The 26,635-nt window shown below is 40.8% G+C and carries 23 protein-coding genes and 1 other RNA gene; 13 read left to right on the forward strand and 11 right to left on the reverse strand.

Translation table 11 applies throughout. The annotated features are described in order from the left end of the window. Positions 1-1,367 precede the first annotated feature (1,367 nt). The 3 genes from VB740_RS08310 (at position 1,368) to argC (ending at position 5,634) form a co-directional block, all read left to right on the forward strand. Entirely contained in the window at positions 1,368-2,537 is a 1,170-nt protein-coding gene (locus tag VB740_RS08310) for a PAS domain S-box protein (protein WP_323199567.1), read from the forward strand. 261 nt (positions 2,538-2,798) lie between these two features. Further along, positions 2,799-4,313, forward strand: a complete 1,515-nt coding sequence (gene glpK, locus VB740_RS08315) for a glycerol kinase GlpK (RefSeq protein ID WP_323199568.1) — start codon at positions 2,799-2,801, stop codon at positions 4,311-4,313. A 349-nt stretch (positions 4,314-4,662) separates the two neighbouring features. Further along, positions 4,663-5,634 (forward strand): N-acetyl-gamma-glutamyl-phosphate reductase, encoded by a 972-nt coding sequence (argC, locus tag VB740_RS08320; protein ID WP_323199588.1) that lies wholly within the window; start codon positions 4,663-4,665, stop codon positions 5,632-5,634. 765 nt (positions 5,635-6,399) lie between these two features. Here the strand turns inward: argC and VB740_RS08325 are convergent. Then, positions 6,400-7,398, reverse strand: coding sequence for a DUF1350 family protein (locus VB740_RS08325; protein WP_323199569.1), 999 nt, complete (start codon positions 7,396-7,398; stop codon positions 6,400-6,402). 504 nt (positions 7,399-7,902) lie between these two features. Between VB740_RS08325 and VB740_RS08330 the strand changes: the two genes are divergently transcribed. After that, positions 7,903-8,544, forward strand: a complete 642-nt coding sequence (locus VB740_RS08330) for a hypothetical protein (protein WP_100900887.1) — start codon at positions 7,903-7,905, stop codon at positions 8,542-8,544. Between the two features lie 10 nt (positions 8,545-8,554). After that, on the forward strand, positions 8,555-9,361 hold the full coding sequence (locus VB740_RS08335) for a pentapeptide repeat-containing protein (protein WP_323199570.1): 807 nt from the start codon (positions 8,555-8,557) through the stop codon (positions 9,359-9,361). Positions 9,362-9,571: 210 nt separating this feature from the next. On the opposite strand, the gene VB740_RS08340 is transcribed toward VB740_RS08335, so the two are convergent. After that, entirely contained in the window at positions 9,572-11,410 is a 1,839-nt protein-coding gene (locus tag VB740_RS08340) for an ABC transporter ATP-binding protein (RefSeq protein WP_323199571.1), read from the reverse strand. A 33-nt stretch (positions 11,411-11,443) separates the two neighbouring features. On the opposite strand from VB740_RS08340, the gene VB740_RS08345 reads away from it, so the two are divergent. Further along, a complete protein-coding gene (locus VB740_RS08345; RefSeq protein WP_323199572.1) occupies positions 11,444-11,662 on the forward strand; it encodes a Nif11-like leader peptide family natural product precursor in 219 nt (72 codons plus the stop codon). Between the two features lie 129 nt (positions 11,663-11,791). Here VB740_RS08345 and VB740_RS08350 read toward each other — a convergent pair whose 3' ends face one another. From VB740_RS08350 to VB740_RS08390, 9 genes are all read right to left on the reverse strand, one after another. Continuing rightward, the gene (locus tag VB740_RS08350; protein WP_323199573.1) at positions 11,792-13,969 is read right to left on the reverse strand and encodes a prenyltransferase/squalene oxidase repeat-containing protein; all 2,178 of its coding nucleotides are present in this window, start codon (positions 13,967-13,969) and stop codon (positions 11,792-11,794) included. Between the two features lie 190 nt (positions 13,970-14,159). Continuing rightward, positions 14,160-15,197, reverse strand: coding sequence for a tetratricopeptide repeat protein (locus VB740_RS08355; RefSeq protein ID WP_323199574.1), 1,038 nt, complete (start codon positions 15,195-15,197; stop codon positions 14,160-14,162). A gap of 3 nt (positions 15,198-15,200) precedes the next feature. Then, on the reverse strand, positions 15,201-16,223 hold the full coding sequence (locus tag VB740_RS08360) for a hypothetical protein (protein ID WP_323199575.1): 1,023 nt from the start codon (positions 16,221-16,223) through the stop codon (positions 15,201-15,203). A gap of 276 nt (positions 16,224-16,499) precedes the next feature. Continuing rightward, a complete protein-coding gene (locus tag VB740_RS08365) occupies positions 16,500-16,646 on the reverse strand; it encodes a hypothetical protein (protein ID WP_323199576.1) in 147 nt (48 codons plus the stop codon). Between the two features lie 105 nt (positions 16,647-16,751). Continuing rightward, the gene (locus tag VB740_RS08370; protein ID WP_323199577.1) at positions 16,752-18,611 is read right to left on the reverse strand and encodes an asparagine synthetase B family protein; all 1,860 of its coding nucleotides are present in this window, start codon (positions 18,609-18,611) and stop codon (positions 16,752-16,754) included. A gap of 18 nt (positions 18,612-18,629) precedes the next feature. Further along, positions 18,630-18,914: a PqqD family protein gene (locus tag VB740_RS08375; RefSeq protein ID WP_323199578.1), complete on the reverse strand. Its 285-nt coding sequence runs from the start codon at positions 18,912-18,914 to the stop codon at positions 18,630-18,632. Between the two features lie 49 nt (positions 18,915-18,963). Beyond that, positions 18,964-20,226, reverse strand: a complete 1,263-nt coding sequence (locus VB740_RS08380) for a nucleotidyltransferase family protein (RefSeq protein ID WP_323199579.1) — start codon at positions 20,224-20,226, stop codon at positions 18,964-18,966. 139 nt (positions 20,227-20,365) lie between these two features. Continuing rightward, entirely contained in the window at positions 20,366-20,851 is a 486-nt protein-coding gene (locus VB740_RS08385) for a lasso peptide biosynthesis B2 protein (protein ID WP_323199580.1), read from the reverse strand. Positions 20,852-20,921: 70 nt separating this feature from the next. Continuing rightward, complete coding sequence (locus tag VB740_RS08390) at positions 20,922-21,110, reverse strand: hypothetical protein (protein WP_323199581.1); 189 nt, start codon at positions 21,108-21,110, stop codon at positions 20,922-20,924. 159 nt (positions 21,111-21,269) lie between these two features. Here VB740_RS08390 and VB740_RS08395 point away from each other — a divergent pair, with 159 nt between their 5' ends. The 7 genes from VB740_RS08395 to VB740_RS08425 all read left to right on the forward strand — a co-directional run bounded on the left by VB740_RS08395 (position 21,270) and on the right by VB740_RS08425 (position 26,624). Next, positions 21,270-22,718, forward strand: a complete 1,449-nt coding sequence (locus VB740_RS08395; RefSeq protein ID WP_323199582.1) for a PQQ-dependent sugar dehydrogenase — start codon at positions 21,270-21,272, stop codon at positions 22,716-22,718. Between the two features lie 212 nt (positions 22,719-22,930). After that, the gene (locus VB740_RS08400) at positions 22,931-23,197 is read left to right on the forward strand and encodes a YciI family protein (protein WP_323199583.1); all 267 of its coding nucleotides are present in this window, start codon (positions 22,931-22,933) and stop codon (positions 23,195-23,197) included. Positions 23,198-23,234: 37 nt separating this feature from the next. Then, positions 23,235-23,331: signal recognition particle sRNA small type (ffs, locus tag VB740_RS08405), an RNA gene on the forward strand. Positions 23,332-23,356: 25 nt separating this feature from the next. Next, positions 23,357-23,743 (forward strand): phasin family protein, encoded by a 387-nt coding sequence (locus VB740_RS08410; RefSeq protein WP_323199584.1) that lies wholly within the window; start codon positions 23,357-23,359, stop codon positions 23,741-23,743. A 153-nt stretch (positions 23,744-23,896) separates the two neighbouring features. After that, a complete protein-coding gene (locus tag VB740_RS08415) occupies positions 23,897-24,295 on the forward strand; it encodes a hypothetical protein (protein WP_323199585.1) in 399 nt (132 codons plus the stop codon). Between the two features lie 76 nt (positions 24,296-24,371). Continuing rightward, positions 24,372-24,791, forward strand: coding sequence for a preQ(1) synthase (gene queF, locus VB740_RS08420; RefSeq protein ID WP_323199586.1), 420 nt, complete (start codon positions 24,372-24,374; stop codon positions 24,789-24,791). A gap of 459 nt (positions 24,792-25,250) precedes the next feature. After that, positions 25,251-26,624 (forward strand): IS110 family transposase, encoded by a 1,374-nt coding sequence (locus VB740_RS08425; protein WP_323199587.1) that lies wholly within the window; start codon positions 25,251-25,253, stop codon positions 26,622-26,624. Positions 26,625-26,635 lie beyond the last annotated feature (11 nt).

Raw genomic sequence — 26,635 nt, forward strand, 5'->3', positions numbered from 1 at the left:
TGTAGGGAAGGGGTTGGGGGTTAGGTTTGAGATAAAGTCGCACACGGCGTTATTTTAAAATTTACTATCACATCTGAAATTCTCAGATTATCTGTTAATTTTGACAAGTTATACCAATTTTTTATGAAGCTGCATAGAATTCGATCCCCCCTAGCCCCCCTTAATAAGGGGGGAACTGGAAAAACATCTATCAAAGTCCCCCTTTTTAAGGGGGATTTAGGGGGATCAAGATATGTGCAACTTCACATCAAATTGGTATTAGATTAGATATAATTCTCTAATTAGTGATAGTGATAGTGATACCTGCACTCCCCATTTTTCTAGAAACATATGAAATCTAGCACCCTCAAATATCTTTCCGCACTGAAGTAAGTAAAAAGGAGTGACAAGATGAGATTTTATAGTATTTGCACCTCACCTATCACTCCTTATAACTTGCGCGTTGATAAGCTGTTACGCATTTTTAAATTACAACAGCTTAATGCTTGATTTATCCTCTAACTAAAGAGACGGATAAACTTTAAGCTAATATGTGATTTTCTATACAAATAATTTTAACTTTTTAATATTCATTAGTCTTAGTCTTGCTGATACCAGATAAATACTTAATAAAAATCGAAAAGCTCAGATTCCCGACTTTTTGGAAAGATCGGGAATCTTTTTGTTCAAAAAAACGTATTCATAAGCACAAATAAACTTAACTTAGATTATATATCTTTGGTAGTAGTGGCTTGATGCTTGTGATGGAAGCTGGGGAAAAGATTATCAATTATTCTAGGTAATCATAGAGACAATTATTTTTAGCACTAAATCATTCATTGGGAGAATGACAAAGTGGGTTAAACGAGAATAAAAACTTAAGATTTAGATCCAAGCTTTTGTGATTGTGGTGTTTTATCTAATTTATCTCCTAGTTATAATTGTGACTGGCTTCTAAGTTTAATCACAAATTAGTATAATCTAGAGAGTAGCGGATTTTTGATTTGTATTTAGCTGAGTTTCCCAAATCTTCCCACTAAAGGAAGAGGTAATATTTAGTAAAATGCTATAATTTTTTTTGAAAAAAGCATCTAATTGCAAAATTTATCAATGAACACTCTCTAATTTCCTAGATTCAATCTGTTTTGAACATCTAGGTTAAATGCAATAGGTATCATTTACAAAACCAGGCCACCTGTAATGCGATGGGACGTAAATTGTCGAGACGCTAGAATCAACTTACTCTTATGGATTTTATTGAATAATAATTGCAGTTTCTAACTAGTTAAATTTATAACTCAGCAATACAAGAAATATTGTAATTTTTACAAGAATTTACCTAGTAGGTTTTTTGCTTAAACTCTGCAAGTAAGTAGCGGGAATTTAAGGTGAATATAGAAAAATTTATCCAACGCTCGGAAACATTACACAATCGTTTAGCAGATTTATACCAAACTGCTAGTGTATTACCTTGGATTTCACCGGATCTGCTGCCGCAAGCTTTTAACGAACTCTATAATACCTCAAAGGTAGTACAGTTAGCAGCAGAGGAACTCCATCAGCAAAATGAGGAACTAATTGAAACACGGAATTGCTTAGAAACAGAACGCCAATACTATCAAGAATTATTTGAGTTTGCGCCTGATGCCTATTTAGTGACTAGTACACAAGGAATCATTCAAGACGCTAACTTCACCGCAGCTAAATTGCTCAATGTTTCAAAGCAATTTTTGGTGGGCAAACCCATAATTAACTTCGTCCTTCTAGAAGAACGTCACCGCCTTCGTAGCGAACTTATCGAACTATCGCAATCAGACAGAGTTAAAGAGCTATTGATCCGTTTACAACAACGTCATGGTGAGTTCTTTGATGCAGCTTTGACAGTGGCGGTTGCCCGCAATCCGCAAGGTAAGGCAACCTCTATACGCTGGTTGGTACGTAATATTGCTGAACGCAAGCGAGTAGAATCAGCGGTAGTTAAAAATGATAGCGATCTCTCCTACGATCGTCCCGTGCATAAATATTCTAAAGGAGAAACTATCCCCCTTAACCCATTAGTAATTTTGTATGTTTGTCAGGGTTGGGTCAAACTGAGTACCTACTGTGAAACGGGTGAAGAAATTTTAGTAGGATTGGCAACAGCAGGAATGGTTTTTGGCTCTAGTTTAACATCTCTAAACATTTACCAAGCAACAGCCCTCTCCGATGTTGCTCTAGTATCAATTTACGCAGCAGAACTAGCGGCTTCCCCCACTCTGAGCCATATCCTTTTACCAAAAATTAATCAGCGCTTACGGCAAACAGAATCTTTTTTAGTCATTTGTGGAAGACGAAGGGTACAGGAGCGGTTGCACCATTTATTAAAACTTTTGAAACAGGAAGTGGGTGAAACTGTGCCGGAGGGAACTCGCTTAAGTGTTCGCTTCACTCACGAAGATATTGCTAGCGCCTGCTGTACTACCAGGGTAACAATTACACGATTGATCGGCAAATTACAAGAAAAAGGTGTAATCAGTTTTGACTTAAAAAAACACATGATTTTAAAAGATTTTGATTAATTATTTGCGTAGGAAGGCAATAGGCAATAGGCAATAGGCAATAGGCAATAGGCAAAAAGCCTTTTTGAGTTACACTGAATTTTTTCACGCAATCAAATATGAGTCCTATATGGTCTCATTGTTATCTTTTTATCCTGCAAAGAGGCTATACGTAGGTTTAACCCGCCGTAGGCATCGCAGCATTCAAAATGTGCCCAAAATAATGTATATCTGATTTGACATGTATTGCTAAAATCGCAATCGCAGCATGTCAAAGCAGCTATGCACACACTTGGAAATACAACTTCATCATCGGGCTATATCTTAGCACTGGACTTAGGTACAACAGGCAACCGCGCCTTTGTGTTTAACGCAAACGGCAAGATTATTGGGCAGGCATATAAAGAACTAACTCAGTATTATCCTCAGCCCGGATGGTTAGAACATGACCCTCAAGAAATTTGGCAAGATACGTGTTGGGTGATGCAAACCGCAATTGGGAATGCCCAGATTGCTCCATCAGCGATCGCAGCGCTGGGACTAACTGTGCAGCGTGAAACCTGTTTGATTTGGGACAAAACTACTGGGAAACCACTTCATAAAGCGATCGTCTGGCAAGATCGCCGCACTGCTCCCCTTTGCCACCAGTTGCAAGAGCAAGGTTATGCTAATGAAATTTACGATCGCACCGGATTAATCATTGATGCCTACTTTTCTGCTACTAAGTTCAGGTGGCTATTAGACAAGTTTACAGATGTTGACCTGAACAATGTCTTAGCAGGCACTATTGATACCTGGGTGCTGTGGAACCTCACAGGTGGCAAAGTCCATGCTACTGATCACAGCAACGCCAGTCGAACAATGTTGATGAATCTCAAAACCTGTGAGTGGGATGAGAAATTACTTGAACTGTTTCAGATTCCGGCGCATATTTTGCCCCAGATTCAGCCTAGTTTAGGAGTATTTGGAGTTACTGATGCTACTTTGTTGGGTGCAGAAATTCCCATCACTGCCATCTTGGGAGATCAACAAGCTGCTCTATTTGGTCATGGCTGCGATCGCCCCGGTTTGATGAAATGTACTTATGGTACTGGTAGCTTTTTGGTTGCTCATACAGGCGGTCAAATTGTGCGATCGCATCATCAACTTATTTCTACGGTGGCATGGACACAAGCAAATCCAAAGGAGACTTTAAATGTAGGCTATGCCCTAGAAGGTAGTATGTTTACTAGTGGAGCTTGTATTCAATGGTTACGCGATCGCCTGAAACTGATTAAAACTGCTGCTGAAAGTGAAGCAATGGCAAATCAGGTAACAGATAATGGCGGAGTCTACTTTGTACCTGCATTTAGTGGGCTGGGCGCACCCTACTGGGATATGAGTGCTAGGGGAGCCTTTTTCGGCATTACCGCCAGTGTACAATCAGAGCATTTAGTACGCGCCGTGTTGGAAGCGATCGCTTATCAAGTCCTGGAAGTGGTGCAAGCAATTAATGCATCTAGCAGTACTCCAGTTGGTCGATTAACCGTAGATGGTGGAGCTTGCGAGAATAATTTTCTGATGCAGTTCCAGGCTGATGTTTTAGGTATTCCAGTTGAACGGCCGATAGTGCGCGATACGACTGTTCAGGGTGCAGCATTTGCAGCAGGTTTAGCTATAGGATTTTGGGAGAGCTATGAAGCACTCGTGCAACAACGGCAGATTGAACGTGTGTTTGAGCCAAAGAGCAATTTCCCATTATCCAACTTTGCTACTTGGCAAAAGGCAGTGAAACGCACTCTCGCTTGGGGGGAGTAAAAACAAATTCTAGATGTATGACGAATCACCAATTCTTGTAAACTAAGTAAGTATTATCATCTTGACCATCAATGCCATAAGCGAAAACTATTAGCTTTCAGGTATATGTTGCAAGAAAACCCAACCCTTGGGGACGCTGCGCGTAGCTTGCTTCCACGAAGTGGTACGACTACGCTCAGGGTAAAAGATTTGGGTTTTGGGAACCAGGACTCCTGCCCTTGGAGGGAATGTAAGACCAATAAAACTACGAAGTTCTGGAGGCTATTCCTGATGAATTGGGAGAGCTACGTCCGTCTTACGGCGGGGTAGTTCACAATATTACTGACATCTTAAGGATGCTGAACGCATGATTACTAAACCTAAGATTTTCATTGATGGCGAATCAGGAACCACAGGCTTACAAATTTACTCACGTCTCAATCAACGGGATGATATCGAGTTAGTTAGCATTGAGGCATCTAAACGTAAGGACGCAAGTGAGCGAGCTAAACTAATCAATGCCGTCGATGTTGTTATTCTCTGCCTACCTGATGATGCAGCCCGCGAAGCTGTTAGCTTAGTAAGTAGTACTACGGTTAAGATCCTTGATGCTAGTAGTGCCCATCGCACAGCTAAGAATTGGGTATATGGTTTTCCTGAACTAAATCCAGGACAGCGAGAGAAAATTGCCAGCGCCCAATTTCTCAGCAATCCAGGCTGTTATCCCACAGGATTTTTGGCTTGTATCCGTCCATTGATTGCCAAGGGAATTTTAAAGAGTAATTTTCCCATCACTGTTAACGCAGTGTCAGGTTACTCTGGTGGCGGCAAGAATCTTATCAAACAATACCATACCTTCCATGAACAGCAAGCTGGAGGAGAGTCGCTTTATCCTTATGGCATCTACGGTTTGCAGTTTGGACATAAGCATGTCAAGGAAATGCATTATTACTCAGAGTTAGCATCGCCGCCGTTATTCGTACCGGCAGTGGGGGATTTTGAGCAGGGGATGCTGGTTCAGGTGCCTTTGCCATTGGGGACTTTGGATAATCCACCATCAGGTGAGATTATTTATCAAGCGATCGCTAACTACTACCAAAGTGAAAAATTTGTGCAGGTTGCTCCATACCAAGATTCTACTCTGCTGCGAGACGGAATATTTCTGGATGCGATCGCAATGAACGGCACCAATATTGTTCAGGTTTTTGTATTCGCCAATGACACCACCAAAGAAGCATTGCTAGTTGCTCGTCTCGACAACTTGGGCAAAGGCGCATCGGGAGCCGCAATTCAAAACTTAAACATCATGCTAGGCCTTCCAGAAGAGTTAGGATTGTTATAGCAGTTCTCAATTGCGTGAAATACAGACCTAACCCCCAGCCCCTTCCCTGCTAGCGTTGGGGAGTGAGCATCAAAGCCTCTCTCCTTTTAGGCTACGGTGTACACACAAGTCTGAAGTTGTTCAATAATCTGGGTTTTACTCCACCCTAATTACTGCTTGAATTCAATAAACAACTACCCGAATTCAATAAACAACTACCCGAATTCAATAAACGACTACCCGAATTCAATAAACGACCACCCGAATTCAATATATTTATTGCATAAATTCTCAAAACCTCACCTGAAACCTGATTTACTAAGGTTTTAGCTTTAGTTTTACCCCACCCTAACCATCACTGCGATTAAGTAGGTAATCTTTGGCATTTAAGGGACTTCCAAGAAATAAATTATCCATTTCGTGGGCATCTTGCCCGCCCTAAATCTGGGACGGGTGAGGACACCCATCCCACAAGAAAATTTGGGATGTTTTTTTATTTGGAAGTCCCTAAGAAGAAATTCGACATTGACTTCGACTTAAGTAAAATAGAATAAAAGCATTAGGTCAAGCTACCGTTAAAAATTCAGCTTGGTAAAGCGCAAGGGCGGAGTAGGGTTGTTGGCTGTGGTTCGCATAACTACTTATGCGAACCTGATATTATTAAATAGACATCTCCAGAAATTAAATATGCGTTATCTAGAACCCTTGTAGAGACGTAGCAGTGCTACGTCTCTACAATCATTTTCGGAGATGTATAATTAATGATTTTGGAACTTTTAGTATTTTTTATTTGGATTCTTCTTTAAGTTCCTCAAGCAATTTGATGACATGATGCTCAAAGCCTCTATTTCGCTCTTGCACTGATTCAATCAAAGGTTTATCAAAAAGGTTAATAACATACCTACCTAGTTGAATACCTAAAGGTTTTAAATGTCCGCCCTCTAAACTTTCCAAAAATTGTTGAGGTGGCTTTTTCAGAATATTAGTAAACCATTCACAGGTTAACTTAGCAATATTATCAGACTTGAAACAGACTAAACCCATGATATTAAATAGCTTACTATCTTTGATTAAGTTCTGGGTTTCTTCAACGGTTGGTTTCACACCCCAACCAAGATTATCGATGATATCCGCTAAAAATTGAGGACGAATTGCGCTCCCTGTGTCAGCAATAGCAGGTGCTAATAGGATAGAAACTTGTCCTTTAATAAATACACTGTTAATGTTAATTTCTCGTCTTACATAAGAGTAAATAAGTTTCTGGTCTTCTATAATTTTTTGTTGAAGCTCCTCAAAGAGAATGTTAATCTCTGCAATGACGCTTTCTGTCTGTGACTTATCCGAAGTATAAAATAGGAGATTCCGAATAAAGTTTGCTCTATCTTGAGGCTTTTGAGGCAACGCAGTAAATCCTTCTAGCAGGGAGATATATTTACAGCCAAGGCTATGTCCAATCCAAGAAAAGTTTTTATCATCTAGATAAGCTTCATAATCATATCCTGCAACACTTGCCATCCTCACAAGCTCTGGCAGAATTTCATACTGCTCTCTCATGAGAAAACCAGCTTCTACATAATGATTAAAAGTGAAGTTAAACGGTAGAAGAATAATCGTATATCCCTGCTCATATAGGCATTGAAGCAGATAGCGATAAAAAAGCATGGGGCCAAATGTACCAAAGAAAGCCCCTGCAATAAACTGAATTACTCCTTTAGGCTTTGGATGTAGAGCAACCCAACTGTGAGAAACGGGTTTAAATCTCAGTTTTAAATTTGTATTTACCATGACTTAGCAATGAGTGAATCTCATTTTGGTAGGTGTATAATTAACCTCCAAACTGAAGTTACTGCTTTTCGGATTCTTTAAAATTTTTTTGCAATGGAGCGATGCCTACGGCGGCAAGCTACGCAGTTAACTCAACCTCAGATAAAGGGACTGAGTTTATGATTCTCCTGCCAATCAAAGTTAAGCGGAGTACTGACTACTTCTTAAATTTACTCAGCACGGGCTAAACGCCCCGCTACCGCTAACAGCACTCAGCACTCAGCACTGAGTTGGTAAATCAAGACCAGTTAGGCATTGCAAGCAGCGATTTGTGTGTAATAAAGCTTGTACAATTGTCAAGGCGGTTTTTCCTGCCAAGAATACTTCTCAGGCGTAAAATTTATCGACAGCAAAATTTTTATACTTTGTGTTTTTCCATCCTTCACTTGTGGCAAAAATGCCCCAAGTTAGTAGCTCATATCTTGCAATAGATAACTTTTACCCTTATGACTGGAGAGCAAAATCTTGGGAATAGAACTACGCAGTTTCGTATTTCTCGACAGCCTGCAACCTCAACATGCAGCATATATGGGAACAGTAGCCCAAGGCTTCTTACCATTACCAGGGGATACATCACTGTGGATTGAAATCTCTCCTGGTATCGAAATTAATAAAATTACGGATGTAGCCCTGAAAGCTGCCTCTGTCCGTCCGGGAGTACAGGTAGTTGAACGACTGTACGGACTATTAGAAGTTCATTCTAGCTCCCAAGGCGAAACGCGAGCTGCTGGGCAAGCAATTTTGGCTGCATTGGGAGTCCGAAAAGACGAATGTCTTAAACCGCGTGTTGTTTCTAGCCAAATTATCCGCAACATCGATGCTTACCAAACACAACTTATTAATCGCACGCGACGGGGACAGCTATTACTAGCAGGGCAAACGCTGTATGTATTAGAAGTAGAACCTGCTGCTTACGCCGCACTGGCTGCGAATGAAGCTGAGAAAGCGGCGTCGATTAACATCCTTGAGGTTCAAGCTGTAGGTAGCTTTGGAAGGCTTTACTTAGGTGGACATGAACGAGATATTTTAGCAGGTGCGGCGGGAGCATTAACGGCAATTGAAAGTGTAGCTGGTCGAGCAAATCCTCTAGGTATGCGTCAGGAGTAAAGGAGAGAAAATGGCAAATCGAGAGCATCTAGCTTTACTCAAAGCAGGTGCAGTTACATGGATTGAGTGGAGAGAGAAAAATCCTCAGATTGAACCAGACCTCAGCGCCGCAAACCTGCAAGGGGATAACCTCAGGGGCGCAAACCTCCAAAAGGTAAATTTGAGGAAGGTGGATTTGGGTAATGCTTTACTCGTGCGAGCAAACCTCAGTGGTGCTGACCTCAGTAGTGCCAACCTCTACAAAGCCTTCCTCGTTGAAGCTAACTTGAGTGATGCTAATTTCAGTGTTGCTAACTTGAGTGGTGCTATGCTTACGCAAGCAGATTTGAGTCATGCCAATTTTATTGGAGCAGACTTGAGTGGGGCGAATCTTAGAGGTGCTGCGATCGCTCATGCTAATCTAATTGGGACTGATTTAAGAGGCGCTAATTTGAGAGATGCCGATTTAGGCGCAGCAAAGCTAATGCGGACTAATCTCTCTTTTGCCAACCTGATTGAAGCTAACTTAATTGCGGCTGACCTCAGCGAGGCAAGTTTGTACGAGGCCGAAGTATTGGGGGCTTATCTTTATAAAACTGACTTATACAAAGCTAATCTAAACAAGGCTCACCTCAGTGGTGCTTACCTGTTACGGGCTAACTTAAGTGAAGCTGATTTAAGTCAAGCTGATTTAAGTTGGACTAACCTTAGAGGCGCGAATTTGGCAGGGGCGAATCTCAGAGGAGCTAATCTCAGAGGAGCCGACCTTAGGGGAGCTAACCTCAGCGGCGTAAATCTTCAGGAGGCAATTATGCCTGACGCTTCAAGGCACAATTAATTAACAAGAAAAAGTCATTAACATTTAGATTCATTTTCTGGAATTTAGACTAGTTCGCGGTGAAAAATCACCCAGCACTTCTGAGTTAATTAGCTTCATTACTTTCGGTTCACTGATTCCACAAGGGCAACAGGTAATTAACCTGAGTTCGGGTTAAGCCAGAAGCTAAAAAGCTTATGGATGGCATCTTGCCCGTCCTGGTTATTTAATCTACCCCACTACCAGGCAATTTCTCATCTGCGCTTGCCATGATTGTGCATAAAAACTGCCTTGAGCTAACAATTCTGTATGAGTCCCCGATTCAATTACCCGACCATTTGTAACGACATGAATAATATCAGCCTGCATAGCAGTGGTAAAACGATGGGTAATTATAATTGCTGTTCGTCCCTCTGCTAAGTTGCGAAATCGGTCTAACCAGTCAGCTTCAGCCCAAGAGTCCATCGCACTGGTGGGTTCATCTAGAATAATAATAGGAGCTTGGCGTAAAAATGCCCGTGCAAGTGCCACACGCTGCCATTCTCCCCCACTGAGTTCTGCTCCCCCAAACCATTTGCCGAGCAAGGTATCGTAGCCAAATGGTAATCGTTGAATGGGAATATCTGCACCTGCACCCTGTGCTGCGGTTTCAATCTCTATACTAGTAGGTTGAAAGGCTAAAGCACCTAAAGAAATATTGTTAGCAGCGGTATCGTGATAGTGAATAGGGAATTGAAATAGGACGGTTATTAAACGATGCAGTTCTGCTAATGAGAAGTCACGCAAATCGATTCCATCCAAGGTAATTCGACCGGATTCAGGATCATAAAAACGACACAACAGCTTGATAAGAGTACTTTTTCCACCTCCATTTTCACCTACAATCGCTACTATTTTTCCAGCAGGTATAAAAAGGGTAAATTGATTTAAAGCGAGTTGTTGACTGTCAGGATAGCGAAATGTAACTTGTTCAAAACTTATTCCTTTTTGCAGGGCTGAGGGAGGAGTAATGGAAACGGCCGGGTTAGTAACTTGCGGTTTCAGTGATAGAAATTCAAATAAGTCTTTGATAAATAGCAGATTTTGATAAGTCTTATTGATATTTGTTAGAAGAGTTTGCAATAAACCTTGGCTAATCCAGAGGGCTTGAAATAATAGAGCTAAACCGCCTAAAGTGAGCTTTCCTTTAGCCATTTGCCAAACCATCCAGGTTAAAACGATGCCAATCATGAATAAGGAAATGAAACTGGCAATCAATTGGGCGAAAGTCCGCTGGCGCATTAATTGCATTCGTTCCTGACGTAAGCGTTTACGGATAGCTTCGTAGGAGGTTTTAAAATGCGTTCCTAATTCAAATAAGCGCAATTCGGCGGCGGAATCGCGGGACGTTAGCAGGGTAGTGTAGTAATCGGCGTATCGTTGGGCAGAAGTATTTTGCAGTCGCCACTGATTTTCTATTTTATTGAATTTAACGACGAGATAGAAAGGGGGAAGGGTACTCAGAAGGAGTCCTAGAGGCAGCCAAATCCCAAAGGAAAATAGAACAATTCCCATTGATACGAGTGTAAGAATACTTCTGATGAATTCTCCCAGATTTTCTAGTAAAGAAATGGGGCGATTTCTAGCTTCTAAATGAGCGCGATGTAGACGATCATAATAATTGGAACTATCGAAAAAAGCTAAATCTAGAGAAATGGCTTTTTCATGGATAAGGGAACTGATATAATCTTCAGTCAATTCGGCTTGGATGGTACGTACCCAGTTGTTGAGATTGCCCAGTATGCTCATTACTAGCATCAGTGCGACAAGTAGGGCAATTATAGTTAAAGAAGCCCAGAGATTTGTTGAGTGGATACCCGCACCCAGAACAGCAACAAAGCTATCAATCGCTGTTTTAAAAAGATATACTTGTGCTACGGGTAAGACTCCCAGTAGTACGACGAGAACTGCCCAGGTAACTGTCCAGTATCCGGCGGCTATCCATACCAGTTTTAGGGTTTGTGGTATATAAGCAAGTTGCGGTAAGAGTTTACGGAGTTTAGAGGCGAATTTAATCAAGATTACATTCATTGAGTAGAGTAAATTAGAAGAATTATATAGAGTATGTCTATACAAGCAGCATCACAATTTATTCAAGCGGTGAGACAAGATGAGAATCTGAAAAATAAAATTCGGATATTAGGATATTCGGTGAGTGGAGAAGAATTGGTGCAAATTGGTAGAGATGCAGGATTTGATTATACTGAAGCGGAACTGCAAACAGCTTTTAAGCATGATTGGGTAATGCGATCGCTCCGTTACGGATTCATGGAAACAGAGTAAAGTTGTAATAATAGGAGTGTATAGATCAAGTAAATAATAATTTTAATTTCCTCACCGCGTGGAAACTACAAGAGTTATGGATGATGCGATTTATTAAATGATAGAGAAACAATGGCGACAGTGCGATCGCTAATCGGTAATTCTCATGCGATCGGACTTTCCTGCAAGCTGCACCCTTGATAAAGCTGCTAAAACCGTAGCTGTTGTAAAAATTCTTTTGTTATCTGGAATAATAGGGCTAGAAGAACTATCTGGCTCTAAAATATCAGCAGGGTCAGGAAATCGCATCAAAGCCGATGAAGTCCAAGAGCCATCTGCTTTTTGAGTATTCATTAACCAATTAACTGCTTGATCTAGCTTGGTAGATAAATATTGTTTTTCCTTAGCTAAAGCGAGAGTTCGCACGCACCAAGCAGTAGCAAAAGCAGAATTATCTCCATACTGACGAGAATAAACTGCGCCACTGGAGCTAATTCTACTTACAGCCCAATCAATTGCTAATTGTACCTGCTGATAATGACGCTGATAGTTGTCCATTGCTAAAGCTTCAACAGCTAAAGCCGTCGCATATTCATGGTCGTACCACCAATAAGCTTTCCAACTACCATTTTCTAGTTGAGTATTTCTTAAAAACTCAATGGAAGGTGCTTTTATCTCCTCTAAAACAGCTACAGCAGCAGTAACACAAGTATGAACACTACACCAACCTTTTAAAGATGACGAATTTGCATTAGTATTAAAGGCGAGTTCTTTCTCTAAATAACAAACTACTCCACCGCTTGATAATTGGTGCTGGGCGAGAAATTGAGAAGCTGCTTGTGCCCTTTGAGATTTTATTTCACCTAAAGCTGTAGCAAGTCTTAGCGTCCAAGCTGTACTGTCTGCATCTGGTGGAGCAAAACCATTGTATCCCCATCCTGGTGATGACTGACAACGACTAAGCAATAAACGCCAAGCATGATGTGCAGCTTGTTTTGCCATTTCATGGGGTAGTGACGCTAGAACAGTACCTACATAAGCAGTAACCCACTCATCACTTCTTTTTTTGCGTGAGTCAATATCAAAATCACACCACCAACCTTTTTGATTGGCAGAATTAAGAATAAACTGAATAGCTGCATCAATAGCTTGGTTTAATCGATATTGGTTTAATTCGTCTGATGTATATGGAAATGGAAGATTTTCGTTTTGGGAATTTATAAAAGTTTGAGATTGAGTTTTGTTTTTGATAGATTCATTTTTTAGGCATTGATGTACAAATCCAATATACGCCTTAGCTTCTAAAGAACATTCAGGCTTATAAGTAAGTTTAATATGGCTTAATCTACGGTCTAAAATGCTTAAACTTTCTGGTGGTTGCAATAAAGACTCAGCAATTAAATGACTAGCCCAAGGTTCCTTGCTGTTGCTGGGGGTTGTATAACCAACCCAAGCTATTAGTGCATCCCGTTTTTTGGGTGTGCATAATTCTTTTGCTACCAAATCATCTAAAAAAGGCAACCATCTTGGATCTAATCCAGATTGTTGTTCAAAAAAACATTCTAGACCAATTTGGGGATAAATCTTTGTACCAACATCTAAACACAACCTGACATCATCAAAAATATCTAATAACTCATTAACCAATCTTTCAATTTCATCGGGTGCTTGAGTATAGCCTATCTGTTGTAAATAAGTAGCTATTTGGTATACAGAAAGCTTAGTGACATTAATTCGCAAAACTTCTCCTTGACGCGACAACATTATGCCAACATGACTGATATAAGCAGGCTTTACACAAGCAGTAAAGCAACGATATAAATTACTAAATAGGGAATCAGAAATTGGCTCTTTCCAGAGTAATTCTAAAGCAGATTTAACCACATGAAAAGTTTCTTCCGATTCAAGCAAATTGCAATTTTTTATACCTAGAAAAATAGAAGGAGTTAGTTGTTGATCTGCTGAATCAGTAATATCGAACTCTAGCCAAATTTCACTGATATTTTTAATACAGGAATTTGGGCTACTCCAAACTTCGCAAAATTGATAAATCCGGCTCCAAACAGGTTGTTTAAATTCGTGGTTATATGAAGCAAGAGCAGAAAGATGATTAGCTAAAATTTTGGGTTGGTCATCTTGGTAAAAAATCCCTTGCTGTAAGTCAACCTGGTGGTTTTCCCTATTTAGACGAATTTCAAAACCCGCTCGTGGAATAGGGGCTGATAGCTTGGCAAGTTTTTGTAAGTAAGATAATGATGTTGACGTAGCAAGCTCTGTTGCAAGAGCAGGAAGAATAATATTGAGAGAGTCGGCTAGAGTTGGCTGCATTGAAAAAACTTTTTCTTCTTAGTTATCTTTGGGAGCATCCACTTTTGGAAGAAACATAATTATGGTACTCCAAAAGCCCTACTATATGGTTCATCTAAAAAGGTAGATCCGCCGAAAGTGGATGCTCCCTTATCTTTTAACCAAACTAAAAATATCGTAGGGTGGGCATTGCCAACCCTAAAACTGGATATTAAGTCAAACAGAATATTTTTTGAGTTTCTTGACAGCAGGCTAATAATCCTCCTACAGAAATACGCTGCTTTTCTCCATCAAAATCAGCAACTTTATGCCAAATTCTGCCTCCATTAAAAATCACCATGTCACCTATATTAGGATTAATGATTTGTTTCCTAAATTTTTCTAAATATTCATCTAACTTATCAGTATAAAAATTTTTTTTCATTACAGATGTTGTCTGCTTACTTAAAAAATCATATAGAATTAATTCTCCACCAACTTCTGGCTTATCAATAACCAAAAAATAACTGAGTATATCAAATTGTTGGACAACTGGTTTTAAATGTTCATAAAGATGATAAAACTCAAATAGTTCGTGTTCGGTATGGGCTTTATATCCACCACTATTTGGATAGAGTATTCTAATTTGTGCTGGAATAAATGCCTTTTCAGAGTTTTGTTTAGCTAATTCTAAAGTTTGGATTTTAGATATTGCATTGAAAACAGATAATACTCTCGGCTCAAAATTATTTTCAAAAATCTCTTTTAACTGTAAGTTAAATATAAAACATTGTTCATAATAATGCTTTATTTCTCCTTTAATATTGGTTAAAGATTCTCCAATTAATTCCCAAGATAGCGTAGTTTTTGTTCTATTTTTTAGAGTTATTATTTGTTCTTTTACTCTCTCCATTTCTTTTATAGAGAAAACTTGCTTAATCAAAATACCATCTATTTTACCTATACAAATATTTTCAATAACATCGGGATAACAAGCCACTGATTCAATATCAGTAGTAATCCAGTTGTATAATTTACTATCATTATTTTGTGTCTGATTCTGAGCCAATAATAACCTTTGAATAGTATTGTTAGATGCTTCTAAATCCGGCTGAATTTGCACAGCTTTTTGGTAAGCCTCAATTGCTGCTGCTAAATCTCCTTGAGCGTAATATAGTTCTGATAGTTGACTATAAATCTGAGGATTATTTGGTTTATTAATTAAAGCTCTCTCATAAAATTTAACTAATTGTTCTAATTTAATTTCCATATTTTAAGATTTAGAATAACTTAAATGAGTTGTATGAGCATCATTAATAATAGCTTCACAAAGCTGAGGCAGCATAGCTAGATTGTCTGGTCGATAAACTCTACGTACAGGTACTGTAGACACTAATCTACTCAATAACTGCAACTCATTTTTTTGCTCTGTTTGGTTTAACATCCAGTCAACATAAGTATTCTGCATTAAAGAAAAAAGACCAGTCGTAAGTGAAACTGGTTCAATCGAAACTGATTGTAGATTCAGATTGCGTTTTTCCAAAATATAAATAGCAGCTAAATAAACTGGAATTTTGAGAAATAATTCTTTATCATTTGATAAATAAAGATTACGTTTAGCTGGCCAAATTTCTGGTTTTGGTGTGAGAACTTCTAGATGTTTGTAGGAGCCATATAACTGAGTTGCTACATCTTCATGTAAACGCAAACCTGGATATCCAGGCTGAACCAAAAAAGTATTTTTTTGCTCCGACAATGCAGCAACATCATCTGCAAGAAGTCGCACACCATGTTGTAGTAAAGCGGCGGTTGTTGTTGACTTACCTGCACCTTTAGCCCCAAGAATGGCAATTCCTTGATTTTCAACAATGACTACATTGCCGTGTAAGCAGGTGACTCCACGTATTCGCAAGATACATCCTAGTACAATACCAAGCAAGAGTGAATCAACAAATCTTTGGTTTGCTCCTTCACCTACAGCCATCCAAACCTGTTCACCGCTAGGGTTGATGACAAATTCTGCATAAGCTTGTTCATCTCCAATAAATGACAGCAGCAAGTATGTTCCTTCTTCCAGGGTTGCTGTCTTTAATAGAGGATGCTTTGGGCTAGGTTGCCAAGCGGATGGAGGAAGAGGCATTGGGCTTTCTTCCCATGTCCTAGCTAGGTGAATGGAGACATCAGATACATCTGCTGCCTCACTTAAGGAAGCTACTACTGCAAGCGGTTGGTTGGTGCGTAGAGTTAAGCCGTAAATTTGGTAATAGTAGAATTGGTAGTTTCTGTTATTGTCCATCCTAATATAAAATCCTCAACTTGACTCCTATATCTTTCTATTCGCTGCTGGCTAACTCTCCAATCCCTTCATTCCAAGTAGTGTTATGGGAGCGCCAGCCATTAAAGATGGATAATGTTTTGTAAGGTGGGCAATACCCACCCTATCTTCTTAAACCGCTGGATTTGTTGCATGACTATAATCTGGATTTAAAGATTTAGTTCTACATGGATTTATATAGACAACCCAAGTAAATATAGCAACCCTAGTTTCAGTGCCAGCTAGATTGTGAAGAAATTAAGATACAGGTGTATTTGCGTAACTTCCTGTATCAACAGAGCCGGGTAAATTTACGTTAAGTGTCATATCGTGAATTGTGCCGTGCTTGCGTAACTTAGGCTGTTCATAGGTTAGGCGATTATCGTTATTTTCAGATTGTTTCATTTTTTTACTTCCTTCAAACTTCATTTCTATTTACTAGAACCATAGCTGGTTAGTTTATAACTTAGTTACTGGCAAAACATCTACTTTTTTTGATTAAAATTTCATTCATATCAGCAAAGTGTTTTTATGAGCCGAAATATTTTCCGTTTTTTGAGTTCGCAACCAATAGGCAAACGCTAAAGTCCTTTCAATTAAGAAACGATTCCCTGTAGTTATATCCTCTGGCTTTTCTAACAACGCTAATAAGTCGTAATTATCAACATATTCAGCTAAAATTGGTGTTTCACTCAACAAATTGCTAATCCATCCTCCTGCCATCTCTTGCATGACTTTTGAGTAATCTTGGGGATTATCAAACACCTTTTTAGGACGATTGCGTACTGCTTCTGGTAAACGTTCTTGCATTGCCTCCCGCAATATTGTCTTCTTAACTAACCAAGGCACGGGGGGAATAGCTATTAAATAATTAACTAACCGCAAATCAAAAAAAGGAAAATAGTGCTTAAGCTGAATTGAACTATAGCCCGGATCTGCCCAAGCAAATAAATTCGACCAGTAAGGAGAATTACCCATCCCATACCGGGAAATTTGGTCTAACGAATCTGCATAAATTTTTTCCCAGCGAGCCTCTAAATCCATCCGCTTGACAAAAGCCGGATTAATCCAAGTCGGAGATGGTGATATGCTTTGAGCAATCTTTTGCCAATACCGCCATCCTTGACGGAAATAAAAAGTAGGACGGCGACGGTACAAAGAAACATAATGTAGTTGCACCGCTAGCCACTGCCCAATTAAACCGTGCTTTAACCACTCCAACCAATAAAATTCGCCGAAGTACAAAGCTGGGTCGCCACCAAAGCCCGTCAATACTACCCGTCCGTGAGCCGCACACAGTTTTGTGAGTTCCTGAAATGGGTCTCGTTCAGGAATACTAAGACACGGTTCGGGTAAACACATTCGTCGTTGTGTTGACGGAACCGCACGCACATAACCATCAGTGGCTACAAAATTGTGCGGAATCCCGATCTCTTTTGCTACTAAACCCGCATAACTATCTTCCTGTTGTTCTTGCTCAGAACTTAGGGTAAACGCCTGAAAGTCAAATGGCTTTCCCCTAGCAGCCAGAACCTTTTGTGCTATCGTCGCTATGCTAGTTGAGTCCATCCCCCCACTCAAATGAGTAGAGAGTTTGTCAGTCCTGACTCTATCGCTTATTGCTTGCTCAAACAGTTCGTAAAAATGCTCGACATATTCTTCTGGACGTTTGTAACGAATTAATGGCAGACAACGCTGTAGTTGCCAGTACCTCTGCACTCGCACTTTTCCATCCGACCAAATCAGTGTATGTGCAGGAGGAAGGCGCTGAATATCGGCAAAGGTAGTGGTGTTAAACTCCATATTCATACCAAACAGCAGGTGATCCCCCACTGCTTGCTCGTTCAACTTCGCTGATATCTGTGGATGCAAGCGAATAGTGTTGAGGGTGTTACTGCAAATTAGAGTATTGTTAACCTGCGCGTAGTAAAACGGTAGGATGCCAAACTGGTCACGTCCACAAAAGAGGCGTTGCTGTCTTTCATCCCAAATAATGAAAACAAAATCGCCCATTAAGTGGTCTACACAAGCAATATCCCAAATTAGATAGGTGTGTAAAACCAATTCTATATCCGGCGCATCCTCAGCAATTTCTCGACCCTTTGCCTGTAAAGCTGCAAGCAAATCTTTCCGACCATCTAACCGCGCATCAGCAACTATCCACACTTGATGATCTAGGGTAAATGGTTGCTGCTCATGTTCCTGCTCAAAGGTTGTTCTTAAGAGGGTATGTCCCAACCCTACTTTATTTTTGTGCCAAACTGCCTGGGCATCAGGGCCGCGAAACGCCATGAAGTCAGTCATTTGGTGCAGTAGGGACAGATTGATGGGTTCGTTGTTACTCTTAATCAGACCGACAATCCCACTCATTATTTATACCACGCTCTCTTAAGTTGATGGGATTGCCAGCAAACCCTCTTGCACCAATTCATCTACTAATTCAGCCACATCTTGACGCAGTGTCGGCTCATCCACTGCAAAGGTCTGCAACAATTGTTGTGTTGCTGTTTCAAGGTTTCCTTGCTCAATCAAGAGTTGCCACATTCGGCTACCCACATTGTTCAAGCTGTAGTAGGCCTCATTTTCGAGGTTCACTAAAACCACTTCACCCCCTAGCTCTTGAGCCAGGACATTAGCAGGGATGGTAAGTTGGAGCGAGAAAGGAGAAATCATTTGAGTCATTCAAGTTAAGCATCATGAAGGAAAGGATTTTGACAGCATCTTAACTGTATCTCAGTAGTTTCGACAAGTTAAGAATTTTATCTTTTCCAAATTTGTAGGTTTTAATCAATCGCAACCACCGCAGCGGGTAATAAAGGAAATAGAGAAAGTCTGGGAGTGGAAAAAATGCCCGGTCTCTTTCATTGACGCGAAAAGCTATATCCAAGCAGTATTGAACTCTCAGCCTAAAGCTATCTGTATTCGCTATCCGAACTAAGCTGAGTCCGCCAATAAAGAAGCTAAGTCCATCAGAGGGAGTTAGCTGGTTTTCCAACTCAGCATCACAAACAAGCTGCTGGTAAAGTTGTTTTGCTATAAATCGCAATTGGGGTGGAACTTTGAATTTTTGGGACACTACCTCTGGTAGTGGTAGGCTTAAGTGATTACAAGCTAGAAGCAGAGCCAACAAAAATCCTCGCTTGTTGCCCAAACGCTCAACTGGCTCAAGGATTTGCTCCCAATTAAGCTGCGGATAAGCGCGAATTAGTTCTGCAAAGTCGCAGACTCGTTTGAGCGGCCAATCTTCCTTACTTCCGTGAATATAAGCAACTAACAGCGCATCCTCTGGTTGTAGGGTAGCAACTGTTTGACCTGCGATCGATAGGGGCTGTAAACGCTCCCAAAAAGGCGTGGAATCCAGTGGGAAAAAAGAATCTTTTGGCACTATGTCATAGTGCAAATCAATTCCCACTTTGTCATCATCCCGAATTAGTTGAGCTTGAGAGGAGGCAACTTCATGTTCGGGAAAATATTTGTGCCGATATCCTTGACGAATCAATAACTCTTTAGCTCTTAGATAGTCATCTTTGCGAACTAAGATATCTAAGTCGCTGAATTCTCGCAGTACCAGATTGCCGTAGGCTAATGTTGCGAGGGTGGGGCCTTTAAAGGGAATGGCGCTGATATTATCAGTGTCAAGTAGGTCAAGAATTTGGCAGAGTTGTTTGGCAAGAAATAGGTTCCGAGCCGTTTTTATTTGGGAATAAGCGTGTAGTTGATCAGAGATATTTTGAGGTATTAGTTCTGGGTGAGTTTTCTGAAGGCTTTCATACAAGAGGAGGAAAACTCCGTGCTGATAGGCTTTTTGCAGAAGATAATCCCAGTCGAGGTCTGTTTGCAGTAGCTTGTGAATTTGGGAAGCTGTGGACGTGTCAATGTTGGTGCGGCTACAGCACAGCAGTAAATTGATTTCGGGGCACAGATTTGCAATTGGGCTGGCAGTTTTATATTTAATAGACTCTTGTGGGAGTAATTGTAAGGTCATTGGTAAGAAGACATGGTGATTGAGTTCGGAATTGAGCAATCTAAATATCGGGTCGTGCTGTCGCAAATCTTACGGTAGAATCTGCTCTAATTTAAATTAAGGAGCCTTTATTTGGTCAGGTTTTAGCACAGACCGAAATTTAAAGCAACGCAATGTAGCGATTGAGTTCGCTATTGAGGCGGTCAAGCCGGGTGTAATGCTGCGGCACGTCTTGGTAATCTCCCACCACAAACCCCTGATATTCTACCCAAGCATGAGCAAGGAACTGTCCTTGCTCCAGTCGCGCTCCAATCTGTAATTGGGCCGCAATCCCTTGACAGCGTAGTAAATACCACAGCACTAGGGATTTTTTCAGACAATTCGTCCACAATTTACTATATCGAGCTGCACTCTGAACCATCTGGGCTGTAGCGATAATTAGAGGAACTTGTACTTTTGACGGTTCAGATGAGGTAGGTTCAGTCCACAGAATCAAGGCTGCTTGCGTGCGTTGGAGTCCATACAGCCGCAACAATAGAGCGACCAAAGGCAGTAGAACTAGGGCTTGCAGGAAGAGTGAGCGTTCTTTATTTGAAAGCTTTATCCAAATTCGCCCTTTCTCAATTAGCGATTTTAAAGCACCCATTTTTCTATTTAATTACGCTTATGTCGCCTACTATACTGTAGGTTCGATGATTTTAAGATGGTAAAAGGAATTAATCCCTTGAGGGGAAAGGAATAGGAAGATTTTTCAACTCAATCGCATTATGAACACCATTTCTCGGTAGTGTGGAGAACAGCGATCGCAAGCCAGCTAAATTTTGGTGTGGATATGAACGAGGAAAGGGTGGAAATAAGTTCTGAGCGAATTGATGATATTCCCGTACAAGGATGGATAGAAGCACATCGCTTCAAAAACAGGTTCTTTCATCCATGAAAATACCTGAATCTCTGTTATGTGCTAAATTCCAAGTTGTGCAAGACAAAATTACCTCTTGCCCTTGCAAAATCAGCGAGCCGACAGTCATTAAACTTTAATTTATCACCATTTTATGAACAAAATAATGAATAGCATTAACTTATCCAAACAAGAACAACGCAGATTTATTGGGAAGTTTACTCTCAAAAGTTACTTTTTCGTAGCTAAGACGCTGTTATTGGCAATAGTTATCTTAAATTATGGCGCTACTAAAGTAAATGCTGTACCTAAAGCCCTGCGTTCTGATATTCAGATTCGCAATATTCTAAATACGTTATCGGTCTCTCCTTCTGTTCGGATTGCAAAAGCTCCAGGAAACAATACCCTCTATTACCTCAAACGAAATGGTGAGATTTATCGAGTCGATTTAAACTCCTCTAAGAGTACACCTGTGTACAACTCTAGTAATCATAATCTAAGTGAGACTCAGGGGATGGCCATTAGTCCTAAGGGTACAATTTTTTTGGTTGGCAATGTAGACCTTGAGAATAACCAGACCAAAGGAATTATTGTTAAAGGCGTAATTAATTCGGTTACAGGACAGCGCATCTGGTCTACCTTAGCTGAGAGTGCAGGCTATCCCAAAAGTAGAACAGCCTATGATCATGGCTTCAACGGTGTGGTTGTTAGCCCAGATGGTAACTTTATCTATGTTAATAGCGGTTCTCGTACTGACCACGGTGAGGTTCAGTCTGTTAATGGACTATATCCTGATACTCGCGAAGTAGGATTAACCGCCTGTATACTCCGTCTTCCTACTAATGGCAGAAATCTTTTTCTTGCAAACAATCGAGCAACTTTAAAGGCAGCTGGCTATATTTTTGCAGAAGGAATACGCAATACTTTCGATATGGCCTTTGCACCCAATGGAGATTTATTTGGCACAGAAAATGGTCCCGATCGCGACATGTCAGAAGAATTAAATTGGCTCCGTTTAGGTCGTCATTACGGCTTTCCCTGGCGTATTGGTGGCACAGACAACCCACAACAATTTCCCAATTATGATCCTGCCAAAGACCTTTTGTTAAACCCCAAATTTAACGCCGTCCAAAGGGGATACTTTCGTAACGATCCAACTTTTCCTATTCGACCTAATGTAAACTTAATTGAACCAATTCCTAATTTGGGACCAGACGCAGACAGTTACCGCGATCCTGTAGATGGTAAAGTCAAAGACGCTAGTGTTCTTGGGCAAACTTTTAGCAGCTTTACAACACACCGTTCTCCTTTGGGCTTAGTTTTTGATACACAAGGAGTACTGAGTCAAGAATTCAACAGAGATGGATTCATGTTGAGTTGGACACCAGGCGACCCCACTGGCGAAACATTAGCAGGCCCTTTTAAAGATGCCAGCCAAGATTTACTGCATTTAAACTTAACTAAAGTAGGAACTAGCAACTATCAACTTAATGCTACGCGCATTGTTGAAGGTTTTAGTAATCCTATTGACGCTGCGATGATCAACAATAAAATTTATGTTCTGGAATATGGTGGAAATCAAGGAATTTGGGAAGTCACTATGCCCACTAAATAAAAAAGAGGGGTAAAGGTTAAAGGGTAAAGGGTAAAGGGTAAAGGTATGAATTAGGTTGCCCACAAGGGGCAAGGTTTTTACGAAACCTTCTTCATAAGGATTATTTCGCCCACAATTCCACTCGCTTTTTTACCCTTCCCCCTTTCCCTTTACCCCTTCCCCTCCCTTCTTCATAAAGCAGTATATCTGTTGCAACTGGAGTTAAGAATAAAATGCCGTGGTTTGTAAAAATTGAAGAAGGGAAAGTTGATAAACCTACCTTTGACCAATATGTACCTGCTCACAAAGCTTACATTCAGGGCTTGATTGCTAAAGGACACAAAGCGCGGACAGGCTATTGGGCAGAGCAAAGAGGCGGAATGTTGCTGTTTGAAGCAGCCTCAAAGGAAGAAGCAGAAGCAATTGTAGCTGATGATCCGTTGGTGAAACACGGCTGCGTCAACTATCAGCTTTATGAATGGCGAATTGTTATGGAATAACACACACTTACTGAATTTTTATGTTATGGTTTTAGAAGACCTGGATCTATGCGACTGCAACACCCAAATCTTGTCAGAACCGGAAGGTAGCAGCAACACGGGAGGCTTGTGGTAGGCGTAGTCTCCGGGTCGCCCTATTTGTAGGAGCGTTCAGCAACAATGCCTGGTTTTGGAGATATTGTTCAAAAAGCTTTTTACCTCGGTGTTGGATTAGCTTCTTACGCGGGTGAGAAAGCAGGGGGAAAATTAGCGGAAGTGCGATCGCAAGTCCAAAAACTGGCAGATGAGATGGTGGCAAAGGGCGAAATGAACACAGAAGAAGCTCGCCGCTTCGTTGAAGATATGATGAAGCAAGCCCAACAAGCCCAACCATCTGGTGAAACCTCTGAGAAAACACCCCCTTCTGAACCTCGACGCATTGAGATTTTAGAGGAAGATGAAGAACCAACGGTGAAACAGGCATCAGCTGATGACAATGTGGATAAGCTACGTCAAGAAGTGCTAAACCTGCAAGACGAGTTGAAACGATTGCAACGCGATCAATAAAAAGTATTCTTTGCTAAAAATATAAGTAAGTGGCACTTTGACATGGCACTTCAGATAGAAAATTGATAAGATACATTGCCTAGTGTGTACTTGAGTGCTTCTAGCCAAATAACACAAACCGTCCTGTTTATAGCCTGTAAGGGCGTCAATTTTATGGAACAGTGGCAAAAAGATTTAGTAGATATCGTCGAAACAGTGGCTGATGAAGTAGAGCGTTTCTTCCTGGGAATGAGTGAAATGGTAGACGCTTTTTTTGAGCTAACGGAAGAAATGACCGAGCAAGTCCCTAATATTGTCACTGAAGTCGATCAGTATTTACAGGATTTGGCTGAACCAATGTTTGAAGCTTACTGGGAACTGGAAGACATTGTAACAGATGTAGATTCAGGTTTTCCTTATTCACTTGAACCCACAGCCGAAAAAAATCCCGCCTGTATAGGTTGTTGTCACTACCACGGTCAAGTTTATAGTGGTAATTTGTTAGTTTGTGCCATGCATCCCCACGGTTGTGAAGATGAAAATTGTCCAGACTGGGAGAAGAAAGAGTATTGAGTGGGGAATGAAGAGTAGGGAGTGGGGAGTTAGGAATAAAATTACTAGAAGAACGTAAAGATAAGTAAAATAACTAATGACAAGTGACAAATTATCTGAAAGTGTATCCCAGACAAGCCAAGAAATGAAGTATGGCGAACGCGACATTGCCGAAGGTAAACTAATTACCTTTCCAAATCCGCGTGTGGGGAGGCGATATGACATTAACATTACTTTGCCGGAATTTACCTGTAAATGTCCGTTTTCTGGTTATCCTGACTTTGCGACAATTTACGTTACCTATGTGCCTGATGAACGGGTAGTGGAATTGAAGGCACTTAAGCTTTACATTAACAGTTACCGCGATCGCTACATTTCCCACGAAGAATCTGCCAATCAAATTCTGGATGATTTTGTAGCTGCTTGTGATCCGTTGGAAGTGACTGTGAAAGCAGATTTCACGCCTCGCGGGAATGTACATACCGTGGTTGAAGTGCGTTATAATAAGTCCTTATAATGAAAACTTTGGCTTTCTTCGGACGCTTTTGTTACCTTCGGCACAGAATAATTTCTAACCCTTGCCCATATAGGATTTTAAGTGTAGAGCTTTGTTTGAAGGTTTCTATTAGCTTGCGATCGCTAATCTTCCCACCAAATCTAGGTTTCATCATTTAGCCCCAATTTTTATTTCCCCGTAGTAACAAAAGCGGTTGACGGACGAGGCTATGTCCGCAATGGATGAAAGAAACCAATAGATATCTCCGAAAAAAGTTTATATTAAAATTGTGTCTTGACAGTTAAGACCGCTCCCTCAATGGTGTTCTTCGCCCGTACAAAAGCGTGGTTCTAGGTTGTGACGGCAATGGCATTGGTGAAGCGTTTAGACGCTATCCCGTTTAGAAGACTGTATAATTCCGTCAACCTGGGTCAGGGCACACTCTCAATTTTGAGAAAATTTGAGACTAGGAGAACCAAAATGGCGAAAAAACGGCAATCTCCCAATCAAGCATCTAAGCTTTCTCCGATTCACCCAAATGCTGCTGGTATTGATATTGGTGCCCAAAATCATTGGGTATGTGTGCCATCAGGACGTGCCAACGAATGTGTGAGACGTTTTGGTTGTTACACGGCTGATTTGTACGCTATCGCTGATTGGTTAACTGAGTCTGGGATTGAGACTGTGGCAATGGAATCAACAGGTGTGTACTGGATTCCATTGTTTCAAATTTTGGAGACTCGTGGCTTTGAGGTCAACCTGGTCAATGCTCACCACGTCAAAACTCTACCTGGTCGCAAAACAGATGTTTTAGACTGCCAATGGCTGCAACAGTTGCACAGTTATGGATTGTTGTCAGGTTCTTTTCGTCCAGAAGATGAAATTTGTATTTTACGTAGCTATATCCGCCAACGTGATAGTCTCATCAGAAGTGCCAGTGTTCATATCCAACGGATGCAGAAAGCTTTAACTCAAATGAACATACAACTGCATCAAGCAGTCAGCGATATTACAGGCACTACAGGTATGGCAATCATACGAGCGATTGTTGCTGGTGAACATGACCCACAAATACTTGCAGCCAAAAAACATCACCGTGTCAAACGTAGTGAAGCAGAGATTGCAGCTGCGCTTAATGGTGATTACCGAAAAGAACATTTGTTTGTCTTGCAACAAGAGCTACATCTCTATGATGTCTACCAATCCCAAATCGCTGAATGTGACCGCCAGATTGAGGATTGCTTAAGTCAATTTAACGACAAAATTGATATTTCGCAGTCTCCCCTTTCTCCACCCAAGCATATTCGCCATAAACCTCAAGGCAATGAGCCTAACTTTGATTTGCGTACTCATCTTTACCGCATGAGTGGTGTAGATTTTACCCGTGTTGACGGTCTTGGTGTCCTGACAGTACAAATCATTCTTTCTGAAGTTGGTTTAGATCCCAGTCGGTTCCCCACAGTCAAACACTTTACTTCTTGGCTTGGTCTTTGCCCTGGCAGCCGCATTACTGGTGGCAAAATTAAGAGTTCTCAGACTCGTCCTGTAGCCAACCGCGCCGCCAATGCTTTCCGCATGGCAGCACAAACTGCCGGAAAAAGTAATTCTGCTTTGGGTGCATTTTATCGCCGCTTACGTTCTCGGCTTGGCTCTCCTAAAGCTATTACTGCTACCGCTCATAAAATTGCCCGCATTTTTTACAAACTTTGGACATCAGGTGGAGATTATACCGATCCTGGCATGGATTATTATGAGCAGCGTTACCGAGAGCGAATGGTTAATAATCTCCACAAAAAAGCCCAGGCTTTTGGTTTTGAACTTATTCCTCAACCCTCAGTAAATCTGGTTTCTTAGAAGAGGGATAA

The organism is Nostoc sp. UHCC 0251, from assembly GCF_034932245.1.
Taxonomy (GTDB): Bacteria; Cyanobacteriota; Cyanobacteriia; order Cyanobacteriales; family Nostocaceae; genus Nostoc.

Bases quoted from the DNA above. Each gene is read 5' to 3' on its own strand.
- glpK (WP_323199568.1), top strand. From the start codon at position 2,799: ATGCACACACTTGGAAATACAACTTCATCATCGGGCTATATCTTAGCA.
- VB740_RS08325 (WP_323199569.1), bottom strand. From the start codon at position 7,398: ATGGTAAATACAAATTTAAAACTGAGATTTAAACCCGTTTCTCACAGT.
- VB740_RS08335 (WP_323199570.1), top strand. From the start codon at position 8,555: ATGGCAAATCGAGAGCATCTAGCTTTACTCAAAGCAGGTGCAGTTACA.
- VB740_RS08340 (WP_323199571.1), bottom strand. From the start codon at position 11,410: ATGAATGTAATCTTGATTAAATTCGCCTCTAAACTCCGTAAACTCTTA.
- VB740_RS08345 (WP_323199572.1), top strand. From the start codon at position 11,444: ATGTCTATACAAGCAGCATCACAATTTATTCAAGCGGTGAGACAAGAT.
- VB740_RS08350 (WP_323199573.1), bottom strand. From the start codon at position 13,969: ATGCAGCCAACTCTAGCCGACTCTCTCAATATTATTCTTCCTGCTCTT.
- VB740_RS08355 (WP_323199574.1), bottom strand. From the start codon at position 15,197: ATGGAAATTAAATTAGAACAATTAGTTAAATTTTATGAGAGAGCTTTA.
- VB740_RS08360 (WP_323199575.1), bottom strand. From the start codon at position 16,223: ATGGACAATAACAGAAACTACCAATTCTACTATTACCAAATTTACGGC.
- VB740_RS08365 (WP_323199576.1), bottom strand. From the start codon at position 16,646: ATGAAACAATCTGAAAATAACGATAATCGCCTAACCTATGAACAGCCT.
- VB740_RS08370 (WP_323199577.1), bottom strand. From the start codon at position 18,611: ATGAGTGGGATTGTCGGTCTGATTAAGAGTAACAACGAACCCATCAAT.
- VB740_RS08375 (WP_323199578.1), bottom strand. From the start codon at position 18,914: ATGATTTCTCCTTTCTCGCTCCAACTTACCATCCCTGCTAATGTCCTG.
- VB740_RS08380 (WP_323199579.1), bottom strand. From the start codon at position 20,226: ATGACCTTACAATTACTCCCACAAGAGTCTATTAAATATAAAACTGCC.
- VB740_RS08385 (WP_323199580.1), bottom strand. From the start codon at position 20,851: ATGGGTGCTTTAAAATCGCTAATTGAGAAAGGGCGAATTTGGATAAAG.
- VB740_RS08395 (WP_323199582.1), top strand. From the start codon at position 21,270: ATGAATAGCATTAACTTATCCAAACAAGAACAACGCAGATTTATTGGG.
- VB740_RS08400 (WP_323199583.1), top strand. From the start codon at position 22,931: ATGCCGTGGTTTGTAAAAATTGAAGAAGGGAAAGTTGATAAACCTACC.
- VB740_RS08410 (WP_323199584.1), top strand. From the start codon at position 23,357: ATGCCTGGTTTTGGAGATATTGTTCAAAAAGCTTTTTACCTCGGTGTT.
- VB740_RS08415 (WP_323199585.1), top strand. From the start codon at position 23,897: ATGGAACAGTGGCAAAAAGATTTAGTAGATATCGTCGAAACAGTGGCT.
- queF (WP_323199586.1), top strand. From the start codon at position 24,372: ATGACAAGTGACAAATTATCTGAAAGTGTATCCCAGACAAGCCAAGAA.
- VB740_RS08425 (WP_323199587.1), top strand. From the start codon at position 25,251: ATGGCGAAAAAACGGCAATCTCCCAATCAAGCATCTAAGCTTTCTCCG.